This window comes from Pseudomonas sp. PHC1 (genome assembly GCF_046487845.1).
GTDB classification, from domain to species: domain Bacteria; phylum Pseudomonadota; class Gammaproteobacteria; order Pseudomonadales; family Pseudomonadaceae; genus Aquipseudomonas; species Aquipseudomonas sputi.
The window spans coordinates 393,724-413,345 of the sequence record NZ_JBJXHJ010000003.1 but is presented as its reverse complement, the minus strand read 5'-3'; the positions used below and the strand labels follow the sequence as shown (position 1 = coordinate 413,345).

General features: G+C 62.3%; 20 protein-coding genes. 6 read left to right on the top strand and 14 right to left on the bottom strand.

Features of this window, described 5'->3' with window-relative positions; translation table 11 throughout:
* Positions 1-20: 20 nt before the first annotated feature.
* On the bottom strand, positions 21-959 hold the full coding sequence (cpaB, locus tag ACKJSM_RS06860; protein WP_410237047.1) for a Flp pilus assembly protein CpaB: 939 nt from the start codon (positions 957-959) through the stop codon (positions 21-23).
* A gap of 340 nt (positions 960-1,299) precedes the next feature.
* Between cpaB and ACKJSM_RS06855 the strand changes: the two genes are divergently transcribed.
* Both ACKJSM_RS06855 and ACKJSM_RS06850 read left to right on the top strand, forming a co-directional pair.
* Positions 1,300-1,509 (top strand): Flp family type IVb pilin, encoded by a 210-nt coding sequence (locus ACKJSM_RS06855; protein ID WP_410237071.1) that lies wholly within the window; start codon positions 1,300-1,302, stop codon positions 1,507-1,509.
* A gap of 63 nt (positions 1,510-1,572) precedes the next feature.
* Complete coding sequence (locus ACKJSM_RS06850) at positions 1,573-1,980, top strand: response regulator (RefSeq protein ID WP_236182395.1); 408 nt, start codon at positions 1,573-1,575, stop codon at positions 1,978-1,980.
* 22 nt (positions 1,981-2,002) lie between these two features.
* Here ACKJSM_RS06850 and ACKJSM_RS06845 read toward each other — a convergent pair whose 3' ends face one another.
* Both ACKJSM_RS06845 and ACKJSM_RS06840 read right to left on the bottom strand, forming a co-directional pair.
* On the bottom strand, positions 2,003-2,779 hold the full coding sequence (locus ACKJSM_RS06845) for a response regulator transcription factor (RefSeq protein ID WP_410237046.1): 777 nt from the start codon (positions 2,777-2,779) through the stop codon (positions 2,003-2,005).
* Positions 2,780-2,905: 126 nt separating this feature from the next.
* Positions 2,906-3,376, bottom strand: a complete 471-nt coding sequence (locus ACKJSM_RS06840; protein ID WP_236182393.1) for a prepilin peptidase — start codon at positions 3,374-3,376, stop codon at positions 2,906-2,908.
* A 75-nt stretch (positions 3,377-3,451) separates the two neighbouring features.
* On the opposite strand from ACKJSM_RS06840, the gene ACKJSM_RS06835 reads away from it, so the two are divergent.
* On the top strand, positions 3,452-3,898 hold the full coding sequence (locus tag ACKJSM_RS06835) for a TadE/TadG family type IV pilus assembly protein (RefSeq protein WP_410237045.1): 447 nt from the start codon (positions 3,452-3,454) through the stop codon (positions 3,896-3,898).
* Positions 3,895-6,642 carry an ATP-binding protein gene (locus ACKJSM_RS06830; protein WP_410237044.1) on the top strand — a complete coding sequence of 916 codons (2,748 nt, stop codon included), beginning with the start codon at positions 3,895-3,897 and terminating at the stop codon, positions 6,640-6,642. The genes ACKJSM_RS06835 and ACKJSM_RS06830 overlap by 4 nt, the downstream gene beginning before the upstream one ends.
* On the opposite strand, the gene ACKJSM_RS06825 is transcribed toward ACKJSM_RS06830, so the two are convergent.
* From ACKJSM_RS06825 to ACKJSM_RS06805, 5 genes are all read right to left on the bottom strand, one after another.
* Positions 6,639-8,636 carry a pilus assembly protein TadG-related protein gene (locus tag ACKJSM_RS06825; RefSeq protein ID WP_410237043.1) on the bottom strand — a complete coding sequence of 666 codons (1,998 nt, stop codon included), beginning with the start codon at positions 8,634-8,636 and terminating at the stop codon, positions 6,639-6,641. The genes ACKJSM_RS06830 and ACKJSM_RS06825 overlap by 4 nt on opposite strands.
* 150 nt (positions 8,637-8,786) lie before the next feature.
* A complete protein-coding gene (locus ACKJSM_RS06820) occupies positions 8,787-9,344 on the bottom strand; it encodes a DUF4136 domain-containing protein (RefSeq protein ID WP_410237042.1) in 558 nt (185 codons plus the stop codon).
* A gap of 54 nt (positions 9,345-9,398) precedes the next feature.
* Positions 9,399-10,013 (bottom strand): DUF4136 domain-containing protein, encoded by a 615-nt coding sequence (locus ACKJSM_RS06815; protein WP_236182388.1) that lies wholly within the window; start codon positions 10,011-10,013, stop codon positions 9,399-9,401.
* Between the two features lie 12 nt (positions 10,014-10,025).
* The gene (locus tag ACKJSM_RS06810) at positions 10,026-10,775 is read right to left on the bottom strand and encodes a methyltransferase (RefSeq protein WP_410237041.1); all 750 of its coding nucleotides are present in this window, start codon (positions 10,773-10,775) and stop codon (positions 10,026-10,028) included.
* On the bottom strand, positions 10,775-11,077 hold the full coding sequence (locus ACKJSM_RS06805) for a MazG-like family protein (protein WP_011332275.1): 303 nt from the start codon (positions 11,075-11,077) through the stop codon (positions 10,775-10,777). The genes ACKJSM_RS06810 and ACKJSM_RS06805 overlap by 1 nt, the downstream gene beginning before the upstream one ends.
* 143 nt (positions 11,078-11,220) lie before the next feature.
* Between ACKJSM_RS06805 and ACKJSM_RS06800 the strand changes: the two genes are divergently transcribed.
* Positions 11,221-11,514 (top strand): hypothetical protein, encoded by a 294-nt coding sequence (locus ACKJSM_RS06800; protein WP_007951010.1) that lies wholly within the window; start codon positions 11,221-11,223, stop codon positions 11,512-11,514.
* Positions 11,515-11,551: 37 nt separating this feature from the next.
* Positions 11,552-12,901, top strand: a complete 1,350-nt coding sequence (locus ACKJSM_RS06795; protein ID WP_410237040.1) for an MATE family efflux transporter — start codon at positions 11,552-11,554, stop codon at positions 12,899-12,901.
* A 9-nt stretch (positions 12,902-12,910) separates the two neighbouring features.
* Here ACKJSM_RS06795 and ACKJSM_RS06790 read toward each other — a convergent pair whose 3' ends face one another.
* From ACKJSM_RS06790 to ACKJSM_RS06765, 6 genes are all read right to left on the bottom strand, one after another.
* On the bottom strand, positions 12,911-13,705 hold the full coding sequence (locus ACKJSM_RS06790; RefSeq protein ID WP_410237038.1) for a DUF4123 domain-containing protein: 795 nt from the start codon (positions 13,703-13,705) through the stop codon (positions 12,911-12,913).
* Complete coding sequence (locus tag ACKJSM_RS06785) at positions 13,702-15,048, bottom strand: type VI secretion system Vgr family protein (protein WP_410237036.1); 1,347 nt, start codon at positions 15,046-15,048, stop codon at positions 13,702-13,704. Before ACKJSM_RS06785 ends, ACKJSM_RS06790 begins: the two co-directional genes overlap by 4 nt.
* A gap of 232 nt (positions 15,049-15,280) precedes the next feature.
* Positions 15,281-17,194 carry an arginine decarboxylase gene (gene speA / locus ACKJSM_RS06780; protein ID WP_011332271.1) on the bottom strand — a complete coding sequence of 638 codons (1,914 nt, stop codon included), beginning with the start codon at positions 17,192-17,194 and terminating at the stop codon, positions 15,281-15,283.
* Between the two features lie 218 nt (positions 17,195-17,412).
* Positions 17,413-17,784 carry a translation initiation factor Sui1 gene (locus ACKJSM_RS06775; RefSeq protein ID WP_041068080.1) on the bottom strand — a complete coding sequence of 124 codons (372 nt, stop codon included), beginning with the start codon at positions 17,782-17,784 and terminating at the stop codon, positions 17,413-17,415.
* 186 nt (positions 17,785-17,970) lie between these two features.
* Positions 17,971-18,528, bottom strand: a complete 558-nt coding sequence (locus tag ACKJSM_RS06770) for an NUDIX hydrolase (protein ID WP_236182383.1) — start codon at positions 18,526-18,528, stop codon at positions 17,971-17,973.
* 3 nt (positions 18,529-18,531) lie between these two features.
* Entirely contained in the window at positions 18,532-19,599 is a 1,068-nt protein-coding gene (locus ACKJSM_RS06765) for a DUF2333 family protein (RefSeq protein ID WP_236182382.1), read from the bottom strand.
* Between the last annotated feature and the right edge of the window lie 23 nt (positions 19,600-19,622).

The following is a 19,622-nucleotide window of genomic DNA, read 5'->3' as shown; positions in this document are numbered from 1 at the left end:
GCACTTGGATCCTTGCTCAATCATGGGTTTTGGGGGGTCTGATTGCCGCGAATCACTTCCACCGCGGACCGAACCGAACCGCCGTGTTCGCCACCGGCGGCGGCCTTCGGCGCTGTCCCCAGCGCCAGTTGAGTGAACTGGAAAAGCTGGCTGTTGGCGGCCACCAGTTTGTCCGGCGCCTGACGTTCGCCGGCCCAATACCTGGCCAGGCGCTGTTCTTCGCTGCTGCGCACGGCCAGGCGCAACGTCCCGACCTGGGTGGCGAGCATCATTCGACTCAACAATTGTTCCGGCACCGCCAGCACCACGGTGCGCGCGGTGAGCCGGCGCTGGTCCTGTTTGATCTTGTCGTCGGCACTCATTGCAGGAGCGGACGGCTGGCCGTCGTTGGTCAGGCCGTACTGTTCGCCGACACCGAGCACACGCATGGCCGGCACCACAATCTGTGCCGACTGCTGCGGGTTGCTGGCGTCCTGGCGCAGGAACAACAGCACGTCGACGTAATCCCCGGGGATCAACTGCCCGGCCGCGCCGATCACTTCATCGACCGACACCGCCAGTGCGCGCTCGTCACTGTGGATCATGCGCGCCAGTGTGCCGCCGGCTTCAAAGCTTTCTTCGTTGAGCCAGGTGCCGGCACTCAGATGGCGCCACGGTGTGCGGCCCACAGCCTGTTCGATTGTGCCGAGGCTGCCGGCGGGGGCGCTGAGCAGTTTTTCAACGGCCAGATCGGCGGCAGTGAGGGGGGTGAAGGGCGGGACGTCTCGCACCAGCACCACAACGGGCTGGCGGGTCTGGTCTTCGGCGGCAGCGACGGTTTTTTCGACCGTGACCACGGTCGGTGCGGGAGCCTCGGCAACCGGAGCGGGATGCCGGCTGAGCACCAGGCCCCAATATCCGACAACGATGGCTCCCAGTAAAAGCACCGCTGCAAGGCCCATGGTCACACGACTGTTCATGACGGCTCTCCCTTCCCTGCTGCACTACCAGCCCGCACTTCCTACCTAGGGAACTTCGCAATCAGGCAGCTATGAACATCCAACTATTTCGCTATTTCCACGCTAGCTGAAATAAGCCAAAACGCCATTACTGACAGGCAAATTACCCACGAAAGTATGGGTGTTGGCCAATCAGCAGTCGAAATACAGGGAATGAAGGAGCGACTCATACTTTATGACTAATCCGTTCTTACAGTTGTTGGGTGGGGGTTTGTTGACAATGCTCAAATGGCACGGCGAACGCTTTGCCGCTGCTGTTACATCGGCGCCAGGAGCGCAAAGGAGTGGGCATATGTTGCGAATGATCGTTGATTATTTAATGGCCAGAGCTCTGCTGCTCTACAAACGTGAAGACGGGGCTTCGGCCATCGAATACGCCATCGTCGTGGCCATGGTCGCCGTGGTGGTTGTCGCTTTCGTCACTCCGCTGGGTGATCGTATGCTGGCGATCTTCAACAACGTTCTGGTGTCGCTGGGCGGCACGGCGGAAACCCGGCCAACCGTCCCGTAATCGACAGCACCTTGCGGATGTCGGGCTACACTCGATCTTCCATTCAGCCTTCAGGTACTGCCCATGAACGTGTCTTCTTCTGCCCGCCAACAGTTGCTTCTGGTTGACGACGAAGAGGACGCGTTGCTGGAACTGGCGGAGTTGCTGGAAGGCGAAGGCTTCATCTGTCATACCGCGACCTCGGTCAAACTCGCCCTGCATCACCTGACCCGCCATCCCGATATAGCCCTGGTAATCACCGATCTGCGCATGCCGGAGGAAAGCGGCATGTCGCTGATCAAGCGCTTGCGCGAACACACCTCGCGTCAGCATCTGCCGGTGATCGTGACGTCGGGGCATGCGGACATGGAGGACGTGAGCGACATGCTGCGGTTGCAGGTGCTGGACCTGTTCCGCAAGCCGATCTATCACGTGCGGCTGCTGGAGACCCTGGACAATCTGTTTCCCAAGCCGAGGGTGAATGCCGGGTGAAACGAATGCCCGGCAGTCCGTTTCAGTGGGCAGTCACGCGCTGACGCAAAGCGGAATTGCCCGGCGATAACGCCAGCGCCAACTGCGTGCGGTTATGCATATGGGTCAGGCGCAACACCTGCGAAACATACAGCTTCACCGTGTTTTCGGTGATACCCAGCTCACAGGCAATCTGATAATTGGTCTGTCCCTTGCCCACCAGGCGCGCCACGTCCAGTTGCCGTGGCGACAGCTGATTGAAGATCGCCGGGATCTCCAGTTCAGCGGTCTCACAGGTGGCTTCGTCACTGACGGGCGCCGGTCCGCGACGCACCTTGTCCAGATCCTGATAAAGATCATCGATGGACGAGGACAGCTCCTGAAGCTTGTGATTCAGATGGCCCAGTTGCAGGGTTTTCTGCCGCTCCTGCAGCACCGCTTCCTGCCGTTGCAGGCCTTCGAGCAATTCATCCAGATTGACCGGTTTCTGGTAGTAGTCGGCAATCCCGACGCGCAAGGCCTTGATCACGTCCTGCTTGTCGGCGCGACCGGTGAGCATGATGGCTTCGAACGCCCGGTGTTTGCCGGACAAACGCTGTAATTCCTGCACCAGTTGAATGCCGTCCATGTCCGGCATATGCAGATCGCACAGCACCAGACCGATCGCAGTGTCGCCCGTAAAACGCTCGATCGCCTCTTTGCTGGACTCGCACGGCACACAGCGGTAGCCGCTGCTCTCGAGAAATTCACAGAGCTCTTCGACGATCAGAGGCTGATCATCGACAACGATGACTTTTACCGCGGATATAAGCTTGTTCACATGCCACTCCATGCCCAGGCCAAAACTGACCATTCCTGCACTGTCAGCCGCTGACTGAATAACCCGTTACTTTTGAAGGTAGACGCACTTTCCGACTATGTACATAAGACGAGTGGCGCTTGACGACTAATGGATCCAGGGTAGTGCAAGCATGAATCCGATCAGCACGAACGGTGCAAATGGCAGCTTTTTTGACACGGATGGCGCCATATACCGAAGACGCGCCCTAAGCCCTTGACTCATATGCAGCCAGACTCTTGGCGCCAGCAGCATCCAGAGCAGACTCGCCGCACCGGCACCGATGAATATCCCGAGCAACGACAGGCCATCCGTCGAAAGGCCAAGAGCTGTCATTAGTTTTACATCGCCGGCGCCCATTCGCCCCATGAAATACCCTGGCAGCGTGAATGCCAGCGCCACGACACAGGCCCAGCCGCCCTGCACGGCTTCGGCCCCCATCCAGGTGGTACCGAAAGACAACAGATAGACCAGCGCGAGTGTCCCGACGCCCAGCGTCAGAACGTTGGCAATCCTTCGTTGCCGGGCATCCTGGGCGGCGCAGACCGTCAACCAGATCAGAAGGACAAGGCTTTGCATGCGGTAAAAACCGTCCGTTTTTGCTGAATGATTCTATGCTGATACTAAGCAGTGACTGTCAGGGTAGACGCACGGATGAAAACCGGCTCTCGGAAGGCGCAAAAAGGTGCGGTGGCGATCGAGTTCGCCCTGGTATTCGTGATCTTTTTCGCGGTGTTTTATGGCCTGATCAGCTACAGCCTGCCGTTCGTGCTGATGCAGACGTTCAACCAGGTCACCGCCGAAGCGATCCGCCGCGCGGTGGCGGTCGACCCCACGGTTGCCAATTATTCGACTGTGCTGGTCAGCACCGCGAATGCCGCGTTGACCCAGCAATTGTCGGTGTTGCCGTCGTCGCTGAACGTGGTGGTCGGCACGGATACGTCAACGGTCTACGACCCGACTCAGGGCACGCTCACCGTCAGCGTCAATTACCCGGTGAGCAAACTCAATCAGGTCATCCCGTTTCTGGTGTTGCCGGGCGTCGGCGCTGTCCCCAGCCTGCCCGCCAACCTGACCGCCATTTCGAGCCTGAAATTTTGACGCCGGGTGACAACCTGCTCGGCCGCCTGCTCAAGCGAAGCATGGTCGCCAGCGATCTGCCGGACGTGCTCGGCACTCCTCTGACGGGCCTGCATATCCACCTCGACAGCGAAGCTGGCGTGTTGCAAGTGGCCGGCCCGTTGCGTCTGCTGCTGGCGCAGCAGACGCCCCGTGACAAACCGTTGCCGTTGCACGAGTACGTGCTGGCGCACAGCACACTGGCCATCGAGGGTCGTCCGCAGGACTGGCAAGGGCAACTGCTGGACCTGGACTTTCCCGGCCTGGGCGACCAGACCTTGCACCTGCGTGGCTGGGTCCAGCCGCTGGCCAATGGCTGGCTGCTGCAACTGATCGACATTGCCGACCTGTTGTCAGAACGCCGACAAGCGCATCAGCGCGAGGCATGCCACATGCTCGCCGAGCAGATCAGCAAGCAGTTGCGCAGCTGCAGCCTGGGACGGTTGCCGATACTCGTCAGCGAACAGTTGCAGGTGATTGCCCAGCGCTGGCAGATCCCGTGCCTGGCGCTCGCCCTGCTCGATGAACAGGAACAGGGCTGGCAAATCCATCAGCAATTCCACGCCCATGACGCCCCGGCGCTGTGGCATGACGGCCAGCGTCTGGGTACGCCGCTCGACAGCCTCAATGGCACCGGCCCGCAGCGCCTGGGTGAGCACTACGGCCAGTACGAACACTCGCGGGTCCAGGGGCTGTTCGGCAATGCCGAAGGTTTTGCCGTGCCCTACAGCGATGATCGAGGTGTGATGGCGTGGCTGCTCTGCGGTTTTTATGCGGTGGACAAGACCGCGCCGTATCTGACCGACCGCGACTGGCTGATGCTGGCGGGCGCACTGGCCGGGCCTCTGCTCGGTCGCTTGCGCGAACAACAGCATCAACTGCAACTGGAACGGCTGGAGTCGTTGCAGACGCTGCTCGGTACAGGCTGGTGGGAAATCAGCCACAGCGAGCAGATTCAACTGGCCCCGACGCTGGCCGCCATCCTGCAACAGGACAGCTCGACGCTGACGCTCGACGCCTGGCAGAGCCTGATCCATCCCGCCGATCGCGAGGAAGTCCGCAGCCGCCTGCAAGCCCTGCAACTGCACGGGGAAGTCCTCGACCTGTGCGTGCGCCTGCAGACTCGAGATGCCAGCCAGGCGCCGGCCTGGTATCGCCTTCAGGGGCAGGTGACCGGCACCGGGGAGCATCGGCGGCTGGCGGGGTTCATGCTCGACATCAGCGACATCAAGAACCAGCAGCAACGGGCCGCTGCCGCCCATGCACGGCTGGACAACCTGATCGCCAGCTCACCGGCGGTGATTTACGTCCAGCACTACGTCGAAGGCGCTTTGCTGCCGGCGTTTTTCAGCGCCAGCCTGCAACCGCTGCTGGGCTGGAGCCTGGAAGACTGCGACGTCAGCGGGCTGGCAGAGCGGATTCACCCGGATGACCGCGCCCTGTATTTCGAGCGAACCCGGCAACTGCTGCGCGAAGGCTCGGTGCGCGCCCGCTATCGCATGCGCGACAGTCGCGGCGATTACCACTGGCTGCTCGACGAAGCCCGGCTGTTGCGCAACGACCTCGGCCTGCCGGTGGAAGCTGTCGGCTTGTGGCTGGACGTCACCGAAGCAACGCTGGCCGCCGAGCAGGTCAGACAGAGTGAGGAACGCTACCGGATTCTGGTGGAGGACTCACCGGCGATGATCTGCCGCTATCGCCCGGATCTGGTTCTGACGTTCGGCAACCGGCCGCTGGCGACCTATCTGGAATGCGCCCCCGAAGCCCTGGCCGGGGTCGATCTGGGCAGCTGGATGTCCGACGTTCAGCGCGCGGCCTTCGTTGAGCGCCTGGCGCAATTGACCCCGCAATCTCCCGTCAGCACCGCCGAAATCAACCTGCAATTACCGGGGCGCGAACATGCATGGTGGGTGTGGTCGGATCGCGGCGTGTTCGATGAGCACGGGAAACTGATCGAAGTACAAGCCGTTGGCCGTGACAACACCGAAGTGCGCCGCTCTCAACAGCAGCTCACGCAAAGCGCAAAAATGGCCACCCTTGGCGAAATGGCCACCGGCCTGGCCCACGAAATCAATCAGCCGCTGAACGTCATGCGCATGGCCATCGTCAACGTACAGAAGCGCCTGAGCAACGGCGATGCGCAGATCGATTACCTGACCGACAAACTCAATCGCATCGACGCCCAGGTGCAGCGCGCCGCAAAAGTAGTGGATCACATGCGGGTGTTCGGTCGCCGTTCCGAGATCGAGCAGCAACTCTTCAACCCGGCCAGTGCCATCGAAGGCACGCTGTCGATGCTGGCCGAAGGCATGCGCGGCAAAGGCGTGGATTTGCGCATCAGTGAAATCGCATTCGAAGTTCAGGTGCGCGGGTACGTCGATCAGCTTGAACAGGTGTTGATCAACCTGATGGTCAACGCCCGGGATGCGCTGCTGGGCAAACGCGAGTCCGACTCGGCATTCAAGCCGTGGATTTCGATCTACGCCGAACGCGACGAGCAGAACGTGCGACTGTGGGTCGAAGACAACGGTGGCGGTATCGACCCGCGCCTGCTGGAGCGGATTTTCGAACCGTTCTTCACCACCAAACCGATAGGTGTCGGCACCGGCCTGGGGTTGTCGGTGAGTTACGGGATCATCGAGAACATGGGCGGCCACCTCAGTGTGCGCAACTCGGTGGACGGTGCGCGGTTCTGCATCGAGCTGCCGATCGCCCCCGACGACTAGATCACCAGATAGGCCTTGCCGGTCTGGCCGCAGGTCATGTTGGCGCCGACGTCGACATCCATCAGGTTGATCCCCAGCCCCTTGAGCACATTGTTGAGCAGCGGATCCAGCAGCGGACTCACCACGTTGGTGATCAGCGGTTGCAGGATCGTCGTGACATCACTGATCAGGCTGGCAACGCCGGTGACGACCGCCCCCAGCGGGTTGCTGCCCTGGGGTTTGTAGACGGTCAGATTGATCCCGGCGAGGGTGCTTGCCAGGCTGTTGACGATGTTGCTGCTGGGGGCGGCGGCAATCACGCTGGGCGGCAGTTTCAGGTTGGGCGGGGTGGCGAACGGATTACCGCTGGAGAACACCAGGTTCTGGGTGTTCTGTGCCACGCTGGTATTGACCATGATCGCAATACCGCCGGCGCCATATGGCACGTGGGTGCTCGGGTCACAGCTGCCGATCCCCAGAATCTTGTGGCAGGTCACCGTGCCCAGATCCACCAGCGGCAGCGGTGTGACGGTGGGTGGGGCGGCAGATGAGAAGGCGTTGGTCGGGTCGATCTTGCCCAGCTTGAGGTCGGCAATCGAAGTGATGGTGTGGGCCGTCAGGCTTTTGGTCCCGGTGTTGTCGGTCGGGCAACTGTAATCGGTGACATAACTGATGGCACCGCCGGCATCCAGACTGATGTCGATTTGTGGCGAGGGCAGCAGTTTCGGATCCAGCTGCTCGCAACCGGCACCGAGCAGGCAGCCGACCGAATTCAGTGTGGCGACCAGATTCAGGCCCAACAGTGCATTGAGGGTCGGTGTCAGCGTGCCAACCAGCCCGAGTACCGCATTGGTCAACCCCGTCACCCCGGACAGCACCGGCAGATTCACCGAAAGCAGCGTGCGTATCTGCGCGGTGCGCACATAGATCCGGTTCGGCCCGGTGGGATCGGCCTTGGCCAGCGCCGGATCGCCGATAGCGGAAAACTGCGGCGGCTCGATGACTTTGACCCGCACCGTGACATTCGCCAGCCCCAGCACGCTGATCGGCAGGGTCGCGGCCACCGCACTCTTGCTGTTGGCCAGCTGAATCACGCCCTGGACCAGTTGCAGCAACTGCAGATTGGCATCCAGCCCGGCGGCCGTGGTGCCGGTCTGCAATTGCAGGATGTCGCCAAGCTTGACCGGCGCAGCATTGATCGCCGCCACTTGCAGCTGACCCAGCGCGGTAATCACCTCAGCGGTTGCACCGTTGAGCTGCACCGCCGTAATCGCGGCCTGGATCAGTTGCGTCACCGTGGCCTGGGTATTGAGCAACTGGCTGTAATTGCCGGCGGCCACGTTGAGGTTGATCGCCAGTTGATTCAGGTAGCTAAGCAGATTGATGTCGGTGTTGAGCAGGCCGTCCCAGCCCAGGGCCGTCAGGTTGACGTTGCCGCCAAGCAGTCCGGAAAACAGCGGGTTGAGGATGTTCGATTGCGCGGTGTTGATGCTGGCCAGGTTACTGCGGATGTTCAATTGAGCGACGGTTGGCCGGGGTTTGGCTGCCACTGCCGAAGCGTAAAGCACGGTGTTGAGACTGACCGGTGTACCACTGAACAGCGCCTGCACACCACCGGCAAAACTGGTGGTGACGGTTCGGTTGACCGCGACCTTGACCGCCTCCGATTGCGTCGCGTCCACCGTAAAGGTGCGAAGGCCGGTGGCGGCTGTCGCCAACCGTCCGCAATCGATCACGAGGACGTTGGTGGCATCGGCGACAAAGCCATTGCGGGTCGCGCTTTGCCCCGCGTAACTGGCCGCGGTGAGGCCCGGCAGACAGTTGCCGCCACGGCTGACGGCTTCAAGGGCGGCGGTGTCCACCAGACGCTGCAGTTTGCGTTGTTCCATGTACAGGCGACCGGTGTCCACGACCAGCAACATCAACACCAGCGCCAGACTGAGGGTGGCGGCCGCCATCAGGCCGATGGCTCCCCGCTGCCGGGCTGGCCCGCTGCACTGCGGATGACGCGACATGGCGCACTCCTTTGCCGGCGCACGGCCGGGCGCAACCTCCATGGATGGGTATGAGTGTAGACACGCGCAGACAACACTGCTGGCAACGCGCCATTTTCACCCGCCCATAAAAAACGGGAGCCATCTGGCTCCCGTACTTTTTCAACAGACTCAACGCGGTGGATAGTTGGACAGGATCCGCGCCACGGTTTCGCGGATGGCATTGCTGCGATCCGCCGGGTTCGGCGTGCGGCTGAGCATTTGCTCGTCGCTGCCGCGCCACACCAGTTTGCCGTCCTTGCCATCGAGCAGATCGACCTGAATGGTCGCCACCTTGTAGGTGATGTTGCGGGTTTCGTTGTACATCGGCGCGCCCCAGTAACCGTTCCACGGGCCACCCCAACCGCCGCCGTAGTTGGTGGTCACCTGTTGCTGACGGTCCTCGACGATCAGGTAGGTCTGAACATTCAGATCGCCTCGGGTGCCCGAGGCAGCCGGGCGCAGGCCACGCTGATCCAGTTGATCGGCGACGGCCTGACGGATGCGCTGCTCGGTCAGGTCGCTCTTGATCCGTGGATCATCGGGGCGGTATTGCAGGGCGGGGTCTTTCCAGCTCCAGCTGCGATAAGCGGCAAAGTCGCGGCTGGCGTCGAAATCATGATTGACCTGGTTCGAGGCGCAGGCACTGAGCAGCGCGGCCACGGCCAGTAAAGCGAGACGGCGGAACATGGTTTTTCTCCGGTGGAAGACATGAACCTGAGGGGCGCTTTCATTTGCAGAAGGCTAACCGGGAGGATACGCCGACAGGGCCTTTTCGACAGCCTGCCGAATCGCATCGGTGCGATCACTTTGCTTGCCTTGCGTGCCGGTTTCGGCGCTGGCGCTCCAGACCGGTTGACCGCTGCCGGCGTCGAACAGATCAACCCGCACCACCACGACCTGTTCCTGATAGGTACGCACGATCGGCACCGTGTTGTACATCCCGTAACCCCGACCGTAACGGTCATAACCGCCGTATCCGCCGCCGTAGTAACCGTAATCGTCCTGCACCTGACGCAGGCGGGTTTCCAGGCTCAGGTGGGCACTGACCAGCAGATCGGCGGGGCGGTTGTCATGCAGCGGGCGCAGGCCGCGCTGGTCCAGCGCACTGCTGACAGCTTCGGCCACTTGCGCCGAATCCGCCCAGGCCGTGCCCGGCGGCAGCTGACCGTTGAGCCACGCCCAACTGCGATAGCGCCCGTAATCCCGTGGCGGCGCAGGATAAGCGCTGCGGTCGAAAGTGGTTGCCGCCTGCGGTGGCGCCGGCGGCAACGGTCGCGACTGCGCCACGTAGGGGTTGCTGCCCTGGCAAGCGGCCAACCCCAGACAGATCAGCAGTAACCCTGAATGACCTTTCATATCTCGCTCCGATCAGATCGGCCGGCAGATCCAGTGCAAGTAACGCCCAAGCCCGGCGAAGCCTGGGTGACGACGGTGGGCGAGTTCCATCTCGAGCAAATCAGTCAACTCGGCGCGGGCCTGGAATTCCACCGGCATGTAATCGTGGAAAACCCGCACCCCGCTCTGGGTTTCGACCTGCCACAACCCGGTGAGTTGCGTCGCCAGTTCCCGTGGATCGAGCGGCTGCTGCGGGGTCAGGCTCTGCTTTTCGCCGGCCATGTCGTTCTTGCGCATTTTCTTGAAATGGCCTTTGAGCAGGTTCCGGTAAATCAGCGCATCGCGGTTGTAGAACGCCAGCGACAGCCAGCCGCCGGGTTTGGTCAACTGATGCAGCACCGGCAGAATCGCGTGGGGTTCGGCCAGCCATTCCAGCACCGCATGGCACAACACCAGATCGAAGGGTTCGGTGAGCTGGCCGAGCAGTTCCTGCCAGGGCGCCTGAATGAACGTCGCGGTTTGCCCGGCTTCGGCAAAGCGCTGGCGTGCGCCTTCGAGCATCGGTTCGGCCGGCTCGGTAAAGGTCACCTCGTGCCCGCGCTCAGCCAGCCACAACGACATGTGGCCCAGGCCGCCACCGATGTCCAGCACCCGCAACGGGCGATCCGGCAAGGCTTCGGCGAGGTCGGCCTGCAGCACCGCGAGACGGATCGCGCCTTTGGCACCGCCGTAGATTTTCTCGGCGAAACGGGTCGCCAACTGGTCGAAATGACGGTCGCTCATCAGCTGAACCGCCGTTCGCTGTCGGCGAGTTTGCTGCGCACCACTTCATTCATGTCCAGGCCCAGCTCGCTGCACAGCAGCAACAGATAGAGAACAATGTCGCCGACTTCCTGGCCGGCGTGGGCGAGTTTGTCCGCTGGCAGTTCGCGGGACTGGTCTTCGGTCAGCCACTGGAAGATTTCCACCAGTTCGGACATTTCCACGCTGGCAGCCATGGCCAGGTTTTTCGGGCTGTGAAATTGCCGCCAGTCATTGCGGTCGCGAATGGCGTGCAGGCGTTCGGTCAGTTCAACAAGGTTCATCGGGCTCTCCTGAAGGCGTATAGCTTCGGGGGGATGCGGAGCGAAGGCAAGCGCCAGTCGCCCGGTAAAACCCTCTATGCTTGCAGGGAACTCGACCGCCCTCGCTGCGGCCCAAGGCTCAGCTCTTTCATCAGGAAACAGACATGCAGGTAGAAAGCTTTTTCGAATGGCTCGGGCAGGCGCTCGGCTCGATCATCCGATTCATCGTCGACGGCCTCAGCGGCCTGTTCAATCTGCTGGGCAACGCCGGTGGCAACTTTGTCGACGGGCTGTCGAAGGCGCTGGGCATGGACACCTCGATCATCAGCATCATCGCGCTGATCGTCGGCCTGATGCTGCTGTGGTCGGCGATTCGCGCATTCATGAATGCCTCGATCATCGCCGGGATCATCTGGTTGCTGCTGGGATTGTGGCTGCTGAGCTGGATCATTCACTGACGCCTCCCGTTACAATGCCGCTCCCCAAGGAGCCCGCATGTCCAACCTGATCGCCGACTGGCGCGATCGCCCGACCCATCGCCGGGTCTGGGCCCTCGCCGCCCCCATGATCCTGTCCAACATTTCCGTGCCGCTGGTGGCACTGGTCGACAGCACCGTCATCGGCCATCTGCCCCACGCCCATCAGCTGGGCGCGGTGGCGGTGGGCGCCAGCCTGTATACCTTTCTGGCCTGGGCCATGGGGTTTCTGCGCATGGGCACCACCGGGTTCGCCGCCCAGGCCGCCGGACGCAGCGACGGTGCGGCCTTGCGACAGATTCTGCTTCAGGGTCTGCTGCTGGCGATGGGGCTGGCGCTGCTGCTCGGAACGCTGGGCGTACCGCTGAGCGGGGTTGCGCTGCACTTCATGCAACCGTCGGCGGAACTGGATCAGCTGACCCGCGACTTCTTCCACACCCGGCTGTTCGGGCTGCCGGCGGCGCTGGCCAGTTATGCGCTGGTCGGCTGGTTCCTCGGCACCCAGAACGCCCGGGCGCCGCTGGTCATTCTGCTGAGCACCAACCTGATCAACATCGTGCTCAACCTGTGGTTCGTGATCGGCCTGGACTGGGGCGTGGTCGGTTCGGCGCGGGCCTCGGTGATCGCCGAATGGAGCGGCGCCCTGCTCGGCCTGTGGATGACCCGCAAGGCGCTTCGTGCCTATCCCGGCCACATCGCCTGGGCGGCACTGAAGGTCTGGCAGAGCTGGCGTCCGCTGCTGGCGGTCAACCGCGACATTTTCATTCGCAGCCTGGCTCTGCAATCGGTGTTTTTCCTGATCACCGTGCAGGGTGCCCGGCTCGGCGATGCCACGGTCGCGGCCAACGCGCTGCTGCTCAACGGCCTGCTGCTGACCGCCCACGCACTGGACGGTCTGGCCCACGCCGTCGAAGCCCTGTGCGGCCACGCCATCGGCGCCCGGGATCGTCTGGCCCTGCGTCGTTCGCTGGTGGTTGCCGGTGGCTGGTCGTTGCTGGCGAGCCTGGGCTTTGCCGCACTGTTTCTGCTGGCCGGCCACTTGTTCATCGCAATGCAGACCGACATCCAGAGCGTGCGCGATACCGCGTTCATCTACCTGCCCTACCTGGCCGTCCTGCCGTTGATCGCGGTCTGGAGCTACTTGCTCGACGGCCTGTTCATCGGTGCCACCCGCGCCCGGGAAATGCGCAACGGCATGCTGGCGACCGTGATTCTGCTGCTGCCGATCGCCTGGGCGCTCCAAGGTCTGGGCAATCACGGCCTGTGGATTTCATTCCTGCTGTTCATGGTGCTGCGCAGCCTGACGCTCGGGGGACTGGCGTGGTGGCTGCGGCGCACCGATGGCTGGTTCAACGGTGCCGCTCACTGAAGCGACGCCTCACGACGGATCATTCAGCCAGCGCCGACGTAACAGTTCGAGCCGCTCCCGTGGGGTCAAACCTTGCGGCAGCGGCATCAGTTCGGCACGCGGATGCTGCAACCGCAGCCACAACCAGTCGTCCAGCAGCGCCGGCTCGCTGAACCCCAGCGCCAGGCCTTGCTCCTGAAAGGCTGACATCAACCGATAGTCGCTCCCCGTCGCCTGACTCCAGCGCCAGACATGCTGATCCAGCAGACAACGATGCAAGCGTTCACGCTGTCGGCGGGTCAGGCTTTGCTCGATCCGCAGCGGCTCCACGGCCAGCCCCGGATTGCGCAGTTGCTGCCAGCCCTGACTGCCGCCGGCCAGATCGGCCCAGGTCCCGCCGAACCAGCGCAGCCATCCGATCGGCCCAAGCCAGCAGCTCAATTGCCGGGCATCGCAGGCATCGAAAAAGTAGCTGGCGGTCTGACGATTGTAGAAATTGAGCAGTGCCCGGTGGTTCAGGCCGATGGACACGGTCAGCATCCGCTGCAAGTGTTCGCGCAATGCCTGCGCCGCAGCGTCGCTGCCCAGCAACAGCCCTTGCCAGGTCAGCGGGTCGGTGTGGCAGAGCGCCGACAGCGCAGGGCTATCGCGCAGGTCCACCAGCCATGGTCCTTGCTCACTGGCCGGCTCAAACTCGGTACCGTCAAACAGCTTCAGGCTGTTCACACCGGAGAATCCCTGGCGTAACGTCTTCACTGCCTGCGGTGCCTGTGCGATGTCCAGCAGCAACCACTGCGCACGTTGCCCGGGAGCCGCGACGCTCATCTTCCGTCGCTCGTTTTGAGCCCGGCGACCAATCGACAGCTGCACAGTGATGCCGCGCAATGGCGATAACTGCCGCCCCCCGGTATCAGGCACAGCAACAACAAAGGCTCGGCCGCCTTCAACCATTGAGGCAAGCCCGTGATATCCAGGTGTTCGGGCAGCGACGGTGCGTCATCCTCGACGGCCTCGGTGAGTGCCGGGGCCTGCAAGACGCCACTGATCACGGGCCGCTCGGGGTCACCTTCCAGAAAGCTCACCACCACCTCGACCCCGTCCTTCAATGATGCCATCGGCGTATCGGCCAACGCCGGAGCCAGCGGCAGCCAGCAGTGGCTGGGACGGGCCCCCTCGCCCTGATAAAGCCAGTCGAACTGAACGGCCACCGGCCGCACGGCATCAGGTTGCGCGTCCTCGACCGACACCACCCACGCACGTTGCGGGCTGCACATGCGCGCCCCCTGGTGGTCAACGGATGACCGGGATGCCGATAACTGGTCAGCGGCAAAAATCCTGTTGCTGTAGGGCGGTTCGAGTGACTGATCGGCCCGGTGCTCGATTCGGCTCACCAGCCATTGCGTATTCGCGTCTGCCAGGGGCTCGCCGGAGATCGTCAACCATTGGCCACTGCGCAGGGTTGGCGAGTCGGAGTGCCCCTGCGCCGTACGCGTTCGCCGCGAGCCTTCTGCGTGCAGGCACGCGTGCTCGCCCAGTTGCCAGCGGCGCACTGTCGGCGACCGCTCCCCTTGCTCGCCCTCGAATCGCAGATTGCCGGCGCGCGGCAGCCGGGCCGGGTCATCCCCGAACACCAGGCAATGTCCTCGGCTCCCATGTTCGAAGTGATAGTGAATGCGTGCCTGCCCACACAACCGCTGCACCAGTTGCAGATCCGACTCGCCGTACTGGGTGCAGAATGTCCGGGGCGGATACACAGCCTGCAGATCGAACCGGCGCCAGTTGCCACTGATGCCGTGCTCTCTGAGCACCTGATCAAGAATCTGCGGCACCGAGCGGTCGCTGAAGATGCGTTGGCTGAAGCGCAGCCCCAGACAGCTCAACCGCGGCCCGAGCCGCGCCCGGCACAACCGGGCACCGCGTCCTTGTTCATGCTGGACAAGGCTGTGCAACTGCCCGTGAACACCATTGTCACCAGGCCCGAAACACAGGCGCGCCGAACGATACATCAGCCCGGCAAGGTCCAGGTGCGGATCATTGACCAGCACGTCGATCTCGAACGCAAAAGGCTCGCTGATGGCTTCGCAACCCGTGAATGCCAGGACTTCAAGCGAGTCGGACAGGCCCGCTACATCGAGACGAAACGACGGCTCGTCGGCTGGATCGAACATGGAGGGAATCTCTACAGGGGGGCGGGCGGGGATTCTCGCCGAGACCCATGGCCGAGTAGAGGGCCGAACTACAAATTCGGAAATGACCTACGCGAAAAGCAGACGACGTCACTTTGCTCGCCCGGAAGCAGGCCGTTTCGCGAAGAGAAAAAGAAGCGTCTCACCCGGTTATCTGAAACGTCCGCGATGGGCGGAACAATTTCAGACAACCAGATGAAAGCGAAACCTGGCCTCAGGAAGACAGGTAAGAGGAGCGGGTCAGACCCAGGCGCAATGCATCGAGGAACTGGGTACGCTCGCTGGCGCTGATGCGGGCACTGGCGCACTTGTCGCGGTAGTGGGTCATCAACTCTTCCGGCGACAGGTGCACGTAGCGCAGCATGTCTTCGATGGTGTCGTGGGTTTCAATGCCGGCGTGGTACACGCTGCCGTCGGCGTTCTGGTAGATGTTCACCGAGTCGGTGTCACCGAACAGGTTGTGCATGTCGCCGAGGATTTCCTGATAGGCCCCGACCAGGAACACGCCCAGCAAGTAGTCTTCACCTTCGTTCAGCGCGTGCACCGGCAGGCTGGTCTCGATGCTTTGCTCGTCGACGTACTGGTTGATCTTGCCGTCGGAGTCGCAGGTCAGATCCTGCAGCACCGCGCGACGCAGCGGTTCTTCGTCGAGACGGTGCAGCGGGATGATCGGCAGCACCTGATCGATCGCCCAGGTGTCCGGCAGGCTCTGGAACACCGAGAAGTTGCAGATGTACTTGTCGGCCAGCTTGTCGTTGAGTTCGTCCAGCACCTGACGGTGCGAACGCTGACGCGCCTTCAGCGAGTTGTGCAGACGACGGCACACCGCGAAGTAGCACTGCTCGGCCAGGGCTTTCTCGGCCAGGGTCAGTTTGCCGTCGGCGTACTGGGCGGCCACGTCGCTCATGTAGTGGGTGGCGCGCCAGTAGGTCTCGGTGACCATTTCGATGTCGGTCGGACCGAGCAGGTCAACCAGCCACTGCACGGTTTCCGGCAGCGCTTCCTTGTTTTCGATCTGCGGCACGTCGTCATTGTGTTTCTCGACGTCGGTCACCTGCACCACCAGCATCGCGTGGTGCGCGGTCAGCGAGCGGCCGCTTTCGGAGAAGATGTGCGGATGCGGCAGGGCCTGCGCGTCGCAGAACTCTTTGAGCATGCCGACCACGACACCGGCGTAATCGTCCATGTCGTAGTTGATCGAACTGGCGTTGCGCGAGTGTGTACCGTCGTAGTCCACACCCAGGCCACCACCGACGTCGATGTGATCGACCGGCAGACCGAGGTTGCGCAGCTCGCCGTAGTAACGGATCGCTTCCTTGAAGCCGTGCTGGTAGTCAGCCAGGTTGGCGATCTGCGAACCCATGTGGAAGTGCAGCAGACGGATGCCCTGATCCAGGCCCGCCGCGCGGAAACGCTCGACCACCGACAGCAGTTGCGCCGCCGACAGACCGAACTTGGATTTCTCGCCACCGGTGTCCGCCCACTTCGACGACGCCAGGGACGACAGACGCACGCGCAGGCCGACCTGCGGCTTGACCTTGAGCGAGGCGGCTTCTTCGATCACCAGACCGACTTCCGATTCTTTCTCGATCACGATGAATACATTGTGGCCGAGCTTCTGGCCCATCAGCGCCAGACGGATGAACTCGCGGTCCTTGTAACCGTTGCAGACGATGGTCCCGCCCTTCGGCGCCAGCGCCAGCACCGCCAGCAGTTCAGGCTTGGAGCCGGCTTCCAGACCGATCGAAACGTTCTGGGTGGCGATAATGTTTTCAATCACTGCTTCCTGCTGGTTGACCTTGATCGGGTAAAGCGCGGTGTATTTGCTCTGATACTCCAGACGCTCGATGTTGGCGTCGAACGCGCCGGTCAGCTGACGGACACGGTCTTGCAGAATGTCGGGGAAACGCACCAGCAGCGGCAGGGACAAGCCGCTCTTGCGCAACTGGTCGACTTGTTCGAACAGATCGATAGGCGAGCTGCTCGGGCCGTTCGGACGAACTTCGACGCGACCGGCGTCATTGATCGCGAAATACCCGGCCCCCCAATGGCGAATCCCGTAAACACTGCGGCTGTCCGCAACTGTCCATTGGCTGCCATCGTCTTTGCGTGTGCGTCGTACGGACATCGAAGTCCCCTATAAAGAAGTCATAGTGCGTCGCCTGATCGCAGGCCGGCGCAGTCTAAAGAATGAAAATGACGGTTCGTCAGCGGGGCGGTAGACCGCGCTGACTGCGTTGAGTTTAGAAACCGTTCATGAACAGGCTCTGTGAAAACCATGGAAACGACGTCAGACCCAGGGACTCTGGAGCTGAATCAAGCCGCCGGTGGGTTTCACAGAGGCTGCTAGCCGCCGGACTTCTTCGCCTTGAAACCGTGCTTGATCAGTTCGGCCAGCAGTAGCTCGACATGGTCGCCCTGAATCTCGATGACCCCGTCTTTCAACGCACCGCCAGTGCCGCAACGTTTCTTCAACGTTGTCGCCAGCTCCTTCAGTGCGTCTTCGGCCAGGGGCACACCGGTGATGGTGGTCACCGTCTTGCCGCCACGACCCTTGCTCTCGCGGCGCACGCGGGCAATGCCGTCGCCGGCCGGAATCACGGTTTGCTTGCAGATACAGGCGTCCACCGGCTTGCTGCATTCCGGGCAATGACGACCTGCGTCGGTGGAAAATACCAGGCCGCCCAGGGCGGCGAAGGATGCGGCTTTTTTGGCCACCGGCAATCCTCTCGGGAGGACAAAGACTGATCGCAGCCTCGGGCAAGGCTATCGACCGCGAAGCCCCACTCAGGCAGGGGCAGCGCTACTGTGCCATCAGCTCCTGAAAGCGGACCGGCACAGCTTGAAAAGGTCGCGCAGTGTAACGGCAAAAACGCCGATTGCTAAGTGCCAATCGGCGCCAATTTATGTGTTCTTTGCGACGTCGCTTTGTTGCGCCTTCAAATAGCGTTGCAACGCGGCCAGAGAGTCCGGGCAATAAGGTTTTTGCCGGATTTCCCGCATGACCTGCTCGACGGGAATGAAGCGCGCTTCGAGCACCTCCTCCGGCTGCAGGATCAGCGGCCCGTCCCACACTGCCGAAAACGCCGAACACCACAGGCGATTGCCGGTGTCCTCGAAGTAGAAGTGGTCGTGAGCCGTCAGCTCGACGCCGCTCACTCCCAACTCTTCTTCCAGCTCACGGGCCGCCGACTCGGCGTAGGTCTCGTTCGCCTGCACCATGCCGCCCGCCGCCACGTCCCAGTAACCGGGATAGATGGCTTTGCTCAACGTACGCCGATGGACGCAAAGCTCACCGGCGGAGTTGAACAGCATGATGTAGGTACCACGGCCGATCAGTCCGCGTTCTCGCAGGTCCGAACGCACCAGCGCACCGAGCAGGTTGTCCTGCTCGTCGACCCAGGCGATCTGTTCGGCATCCGAAGCGGCGCGGTGAGCCGCCTCTTTGGCGCTCTCGTCCATGACTCAGCCCTGATTGAGCAGTTGACGCAAATCGATCACGGCCGCGTTGGCCCGGGAAATGTAGTTGGCCATGACCAGCGAGTGGTTGGCCAGCACACCGAAGCCGCTGCCGTTGAGGATCATCGGGCTCCAGACCGGTTCCTGAGACGCTTCCAGCTCACGGATGATCTGACGCACGCTGACGGTCGCGTTCTTCTTCGCCAGCACGTCGGCGAAATCGACCTCGATCGCGCGCAGCAGGTGCGACAGCGCCCAGGCCTGGCCACGGGCCTCATAGAACACGTTGTCGATCTGCATCCAGGGAGTCTCGACCACTTCCTCGTCGACCTGCGGCACTTCACCCACCGCCGGCACTTCGGTTTTCAGCGCAGTGTTGAGTTTGACCCGGCCGACACTGGCCGACAGGCGTTGCGACAGAGAACCGAGGCGAGTGCCGACATCACCCAGCCAGTTGTTCAGGTTGTCGGCGCGGGCATAGAACAACGCACTTTTCTGGGCCGGGTCGGACAGGCGCGCCTGATAACGGCTCAGGGAATTGATGCCTTCCTGATATTCCGACTCGCTGGACGGCAGGATCCAGCTCTTGTTGTCGAAGTTGAAGCGCGGCTCGGCCTTGGCCAGGTCGGCGTCTTCAGCCGATTGCGACTGCGAGCGGGCGAAATCCTTGCGCAAGGCGCGGGTCAGGTCGCGGACCTGCACCAACACGCCGTATTCCCAGCTCGGCATGTTGTCCATCCACAAGCCCGGCGGGAAACGGTCGTTGGAAATATAGCCACCCGGCTTGTCGAGCAAAGTGCCGGCAACGGTTTTCAGGGTTTCGACGGTGGTGTAGCCGACCACCATCTGCCTGCCCTCTTTCTCGGCGGCAACCTGAGCGTTCTGCGCCACGGGAAACAGCGCCGGCTCCTGGCTCCAGTACCAGCCAAGGGCAATGGTCACCAACAGGTAAATGGCGACCAGCGTGGCCAGCGCCCGGCTGAACAACAGCCCGCCGACATAGCTGCGGGTGGCCGACTTGGGCTCGGCGGCACGTTCAGGCGCGCTGCCCGCGCGGTTCTTCCAGTCCAGCATGGCGATATCCTTTCAATCTTGGG

Coding starts and splice junctions, on each gene's coding strand:
- cpaB (WP_410237047.1), bottom strand. CDS start 959: ATGAACAGTCGTGTGACCATGGGCCTTGCAGCGGTGCTTTTACTGGGA.
- ACKJSM_RS06855 (WP_410237071.1), top strand. CDS start 1,300: ATGATCGTTGATTATTTAATGGCCAGAGCTCTGCTGCTCTACAAACGT.
- ACKJSM_RS06850 (WP_236182395.1), top strand. CDS start 1,573: ATGAACGTGTCTTCTTCTGCCCGCCAACAGTTGCTTCTGGTTGACGAC.
- ACKJSM_RS06840 (WP_236182393.1), bottom strand. CDS start 3,376: ATGCAAAGCCTTGTCCTTCTGATCTGGTTGACGGTCTGCGCCGCCCAG.
- ACKJSM_RS06835 (WP_410237045.1), top strand. CDS start 3,452: ATGAAAACCGGCTCTCGGAAGGCGCAAAAAGGTGCGGTGGCGATCGAG.
- ACKJSM_RS06825 (WP_410237043.1), bottom strand. CDS start 8,636: ATGTCGCGTCATCCGCAGTGCAGCGGGCCAGCCCGGCAGCGGGGAGCC.
- ACKJSM_RS06820 (WP_410237042.1), bottom strand. CDS start 9,344: ATGTTCCGCCGTCTCGCTTTACTGGCCGTGGCCGCGCTGCTCAGTGCC.
- ACKJSM_RS06815 (WP_236182388.1), bottom strand. CDS start 10,013: ATGAAAGGTCATTCAGGGTTACTGCTGATCTGTCTGGGGTTGGCCGCT.
- ACKJSM_RS06810 (WP_410237041.1), bottom strand. CDS start 10,775: ATGAGCGACCGTCATTTCGACCAGTTGGCGACCCGTTTCGCCGAGAAA.
- ACKJSM_RS06805 (WP_011332275.1), bottom strand. CDS start 11,077: ATGAACCTTGTTGAACTGACCGAACGCCTGCACGCCATTCGCGACCGC.
- ACKJSM_RS06800 (WP_007951010.1), top strand. CDS start 11,221: ATGCAGGTAGAAAGCTTTTTCGAATGGCTCGGGCAGGCGCTCGGCTCG.
- ACKJSM_RS06795 (WP_410237040.1), top strand. CDS start 11,552: ATGTCCAACCTGATCGCCGACTGGCGCGATCGCCCGACCCATCGCCGG.
- ACKJSM_RS06790 (WP_410237038.1), bottom strand. CDS start 13,705: ATGAGCGTCGCGGCTCCCGGGCAACGTGCGCAGTGGTTGCTGCTGGAC.
- ACKJSM_RS06785 (WP_410237036.1), bottom strand. CDS start 15,048: ATGTTCGATCCAGCCGACGAGCCGTCGTTTCGTCTCGATGTAGCGGGC.
- speA (WP_011332271.1), bottom strand. CDS start 17,194: ATGTCCGTACGACGCACACGCAAAGACGATGGCAGCCAATGGACAGTT.
- ACKJSM_RS06770 (WP_236182383.1), bottom strand. CDS start 18,528: ATGGACGAGAGCGCCAAAGAGGCGGCTCACCGCGCCGCTTCGGATGCC.
- ACKJSM_RS06765 (WP_236182382.1), bottom strand. CDS start 19,599: ATGCTGGACTGGAAGAACCGCGCGGGCAGCGCGCCTGAACGTGCCGCC.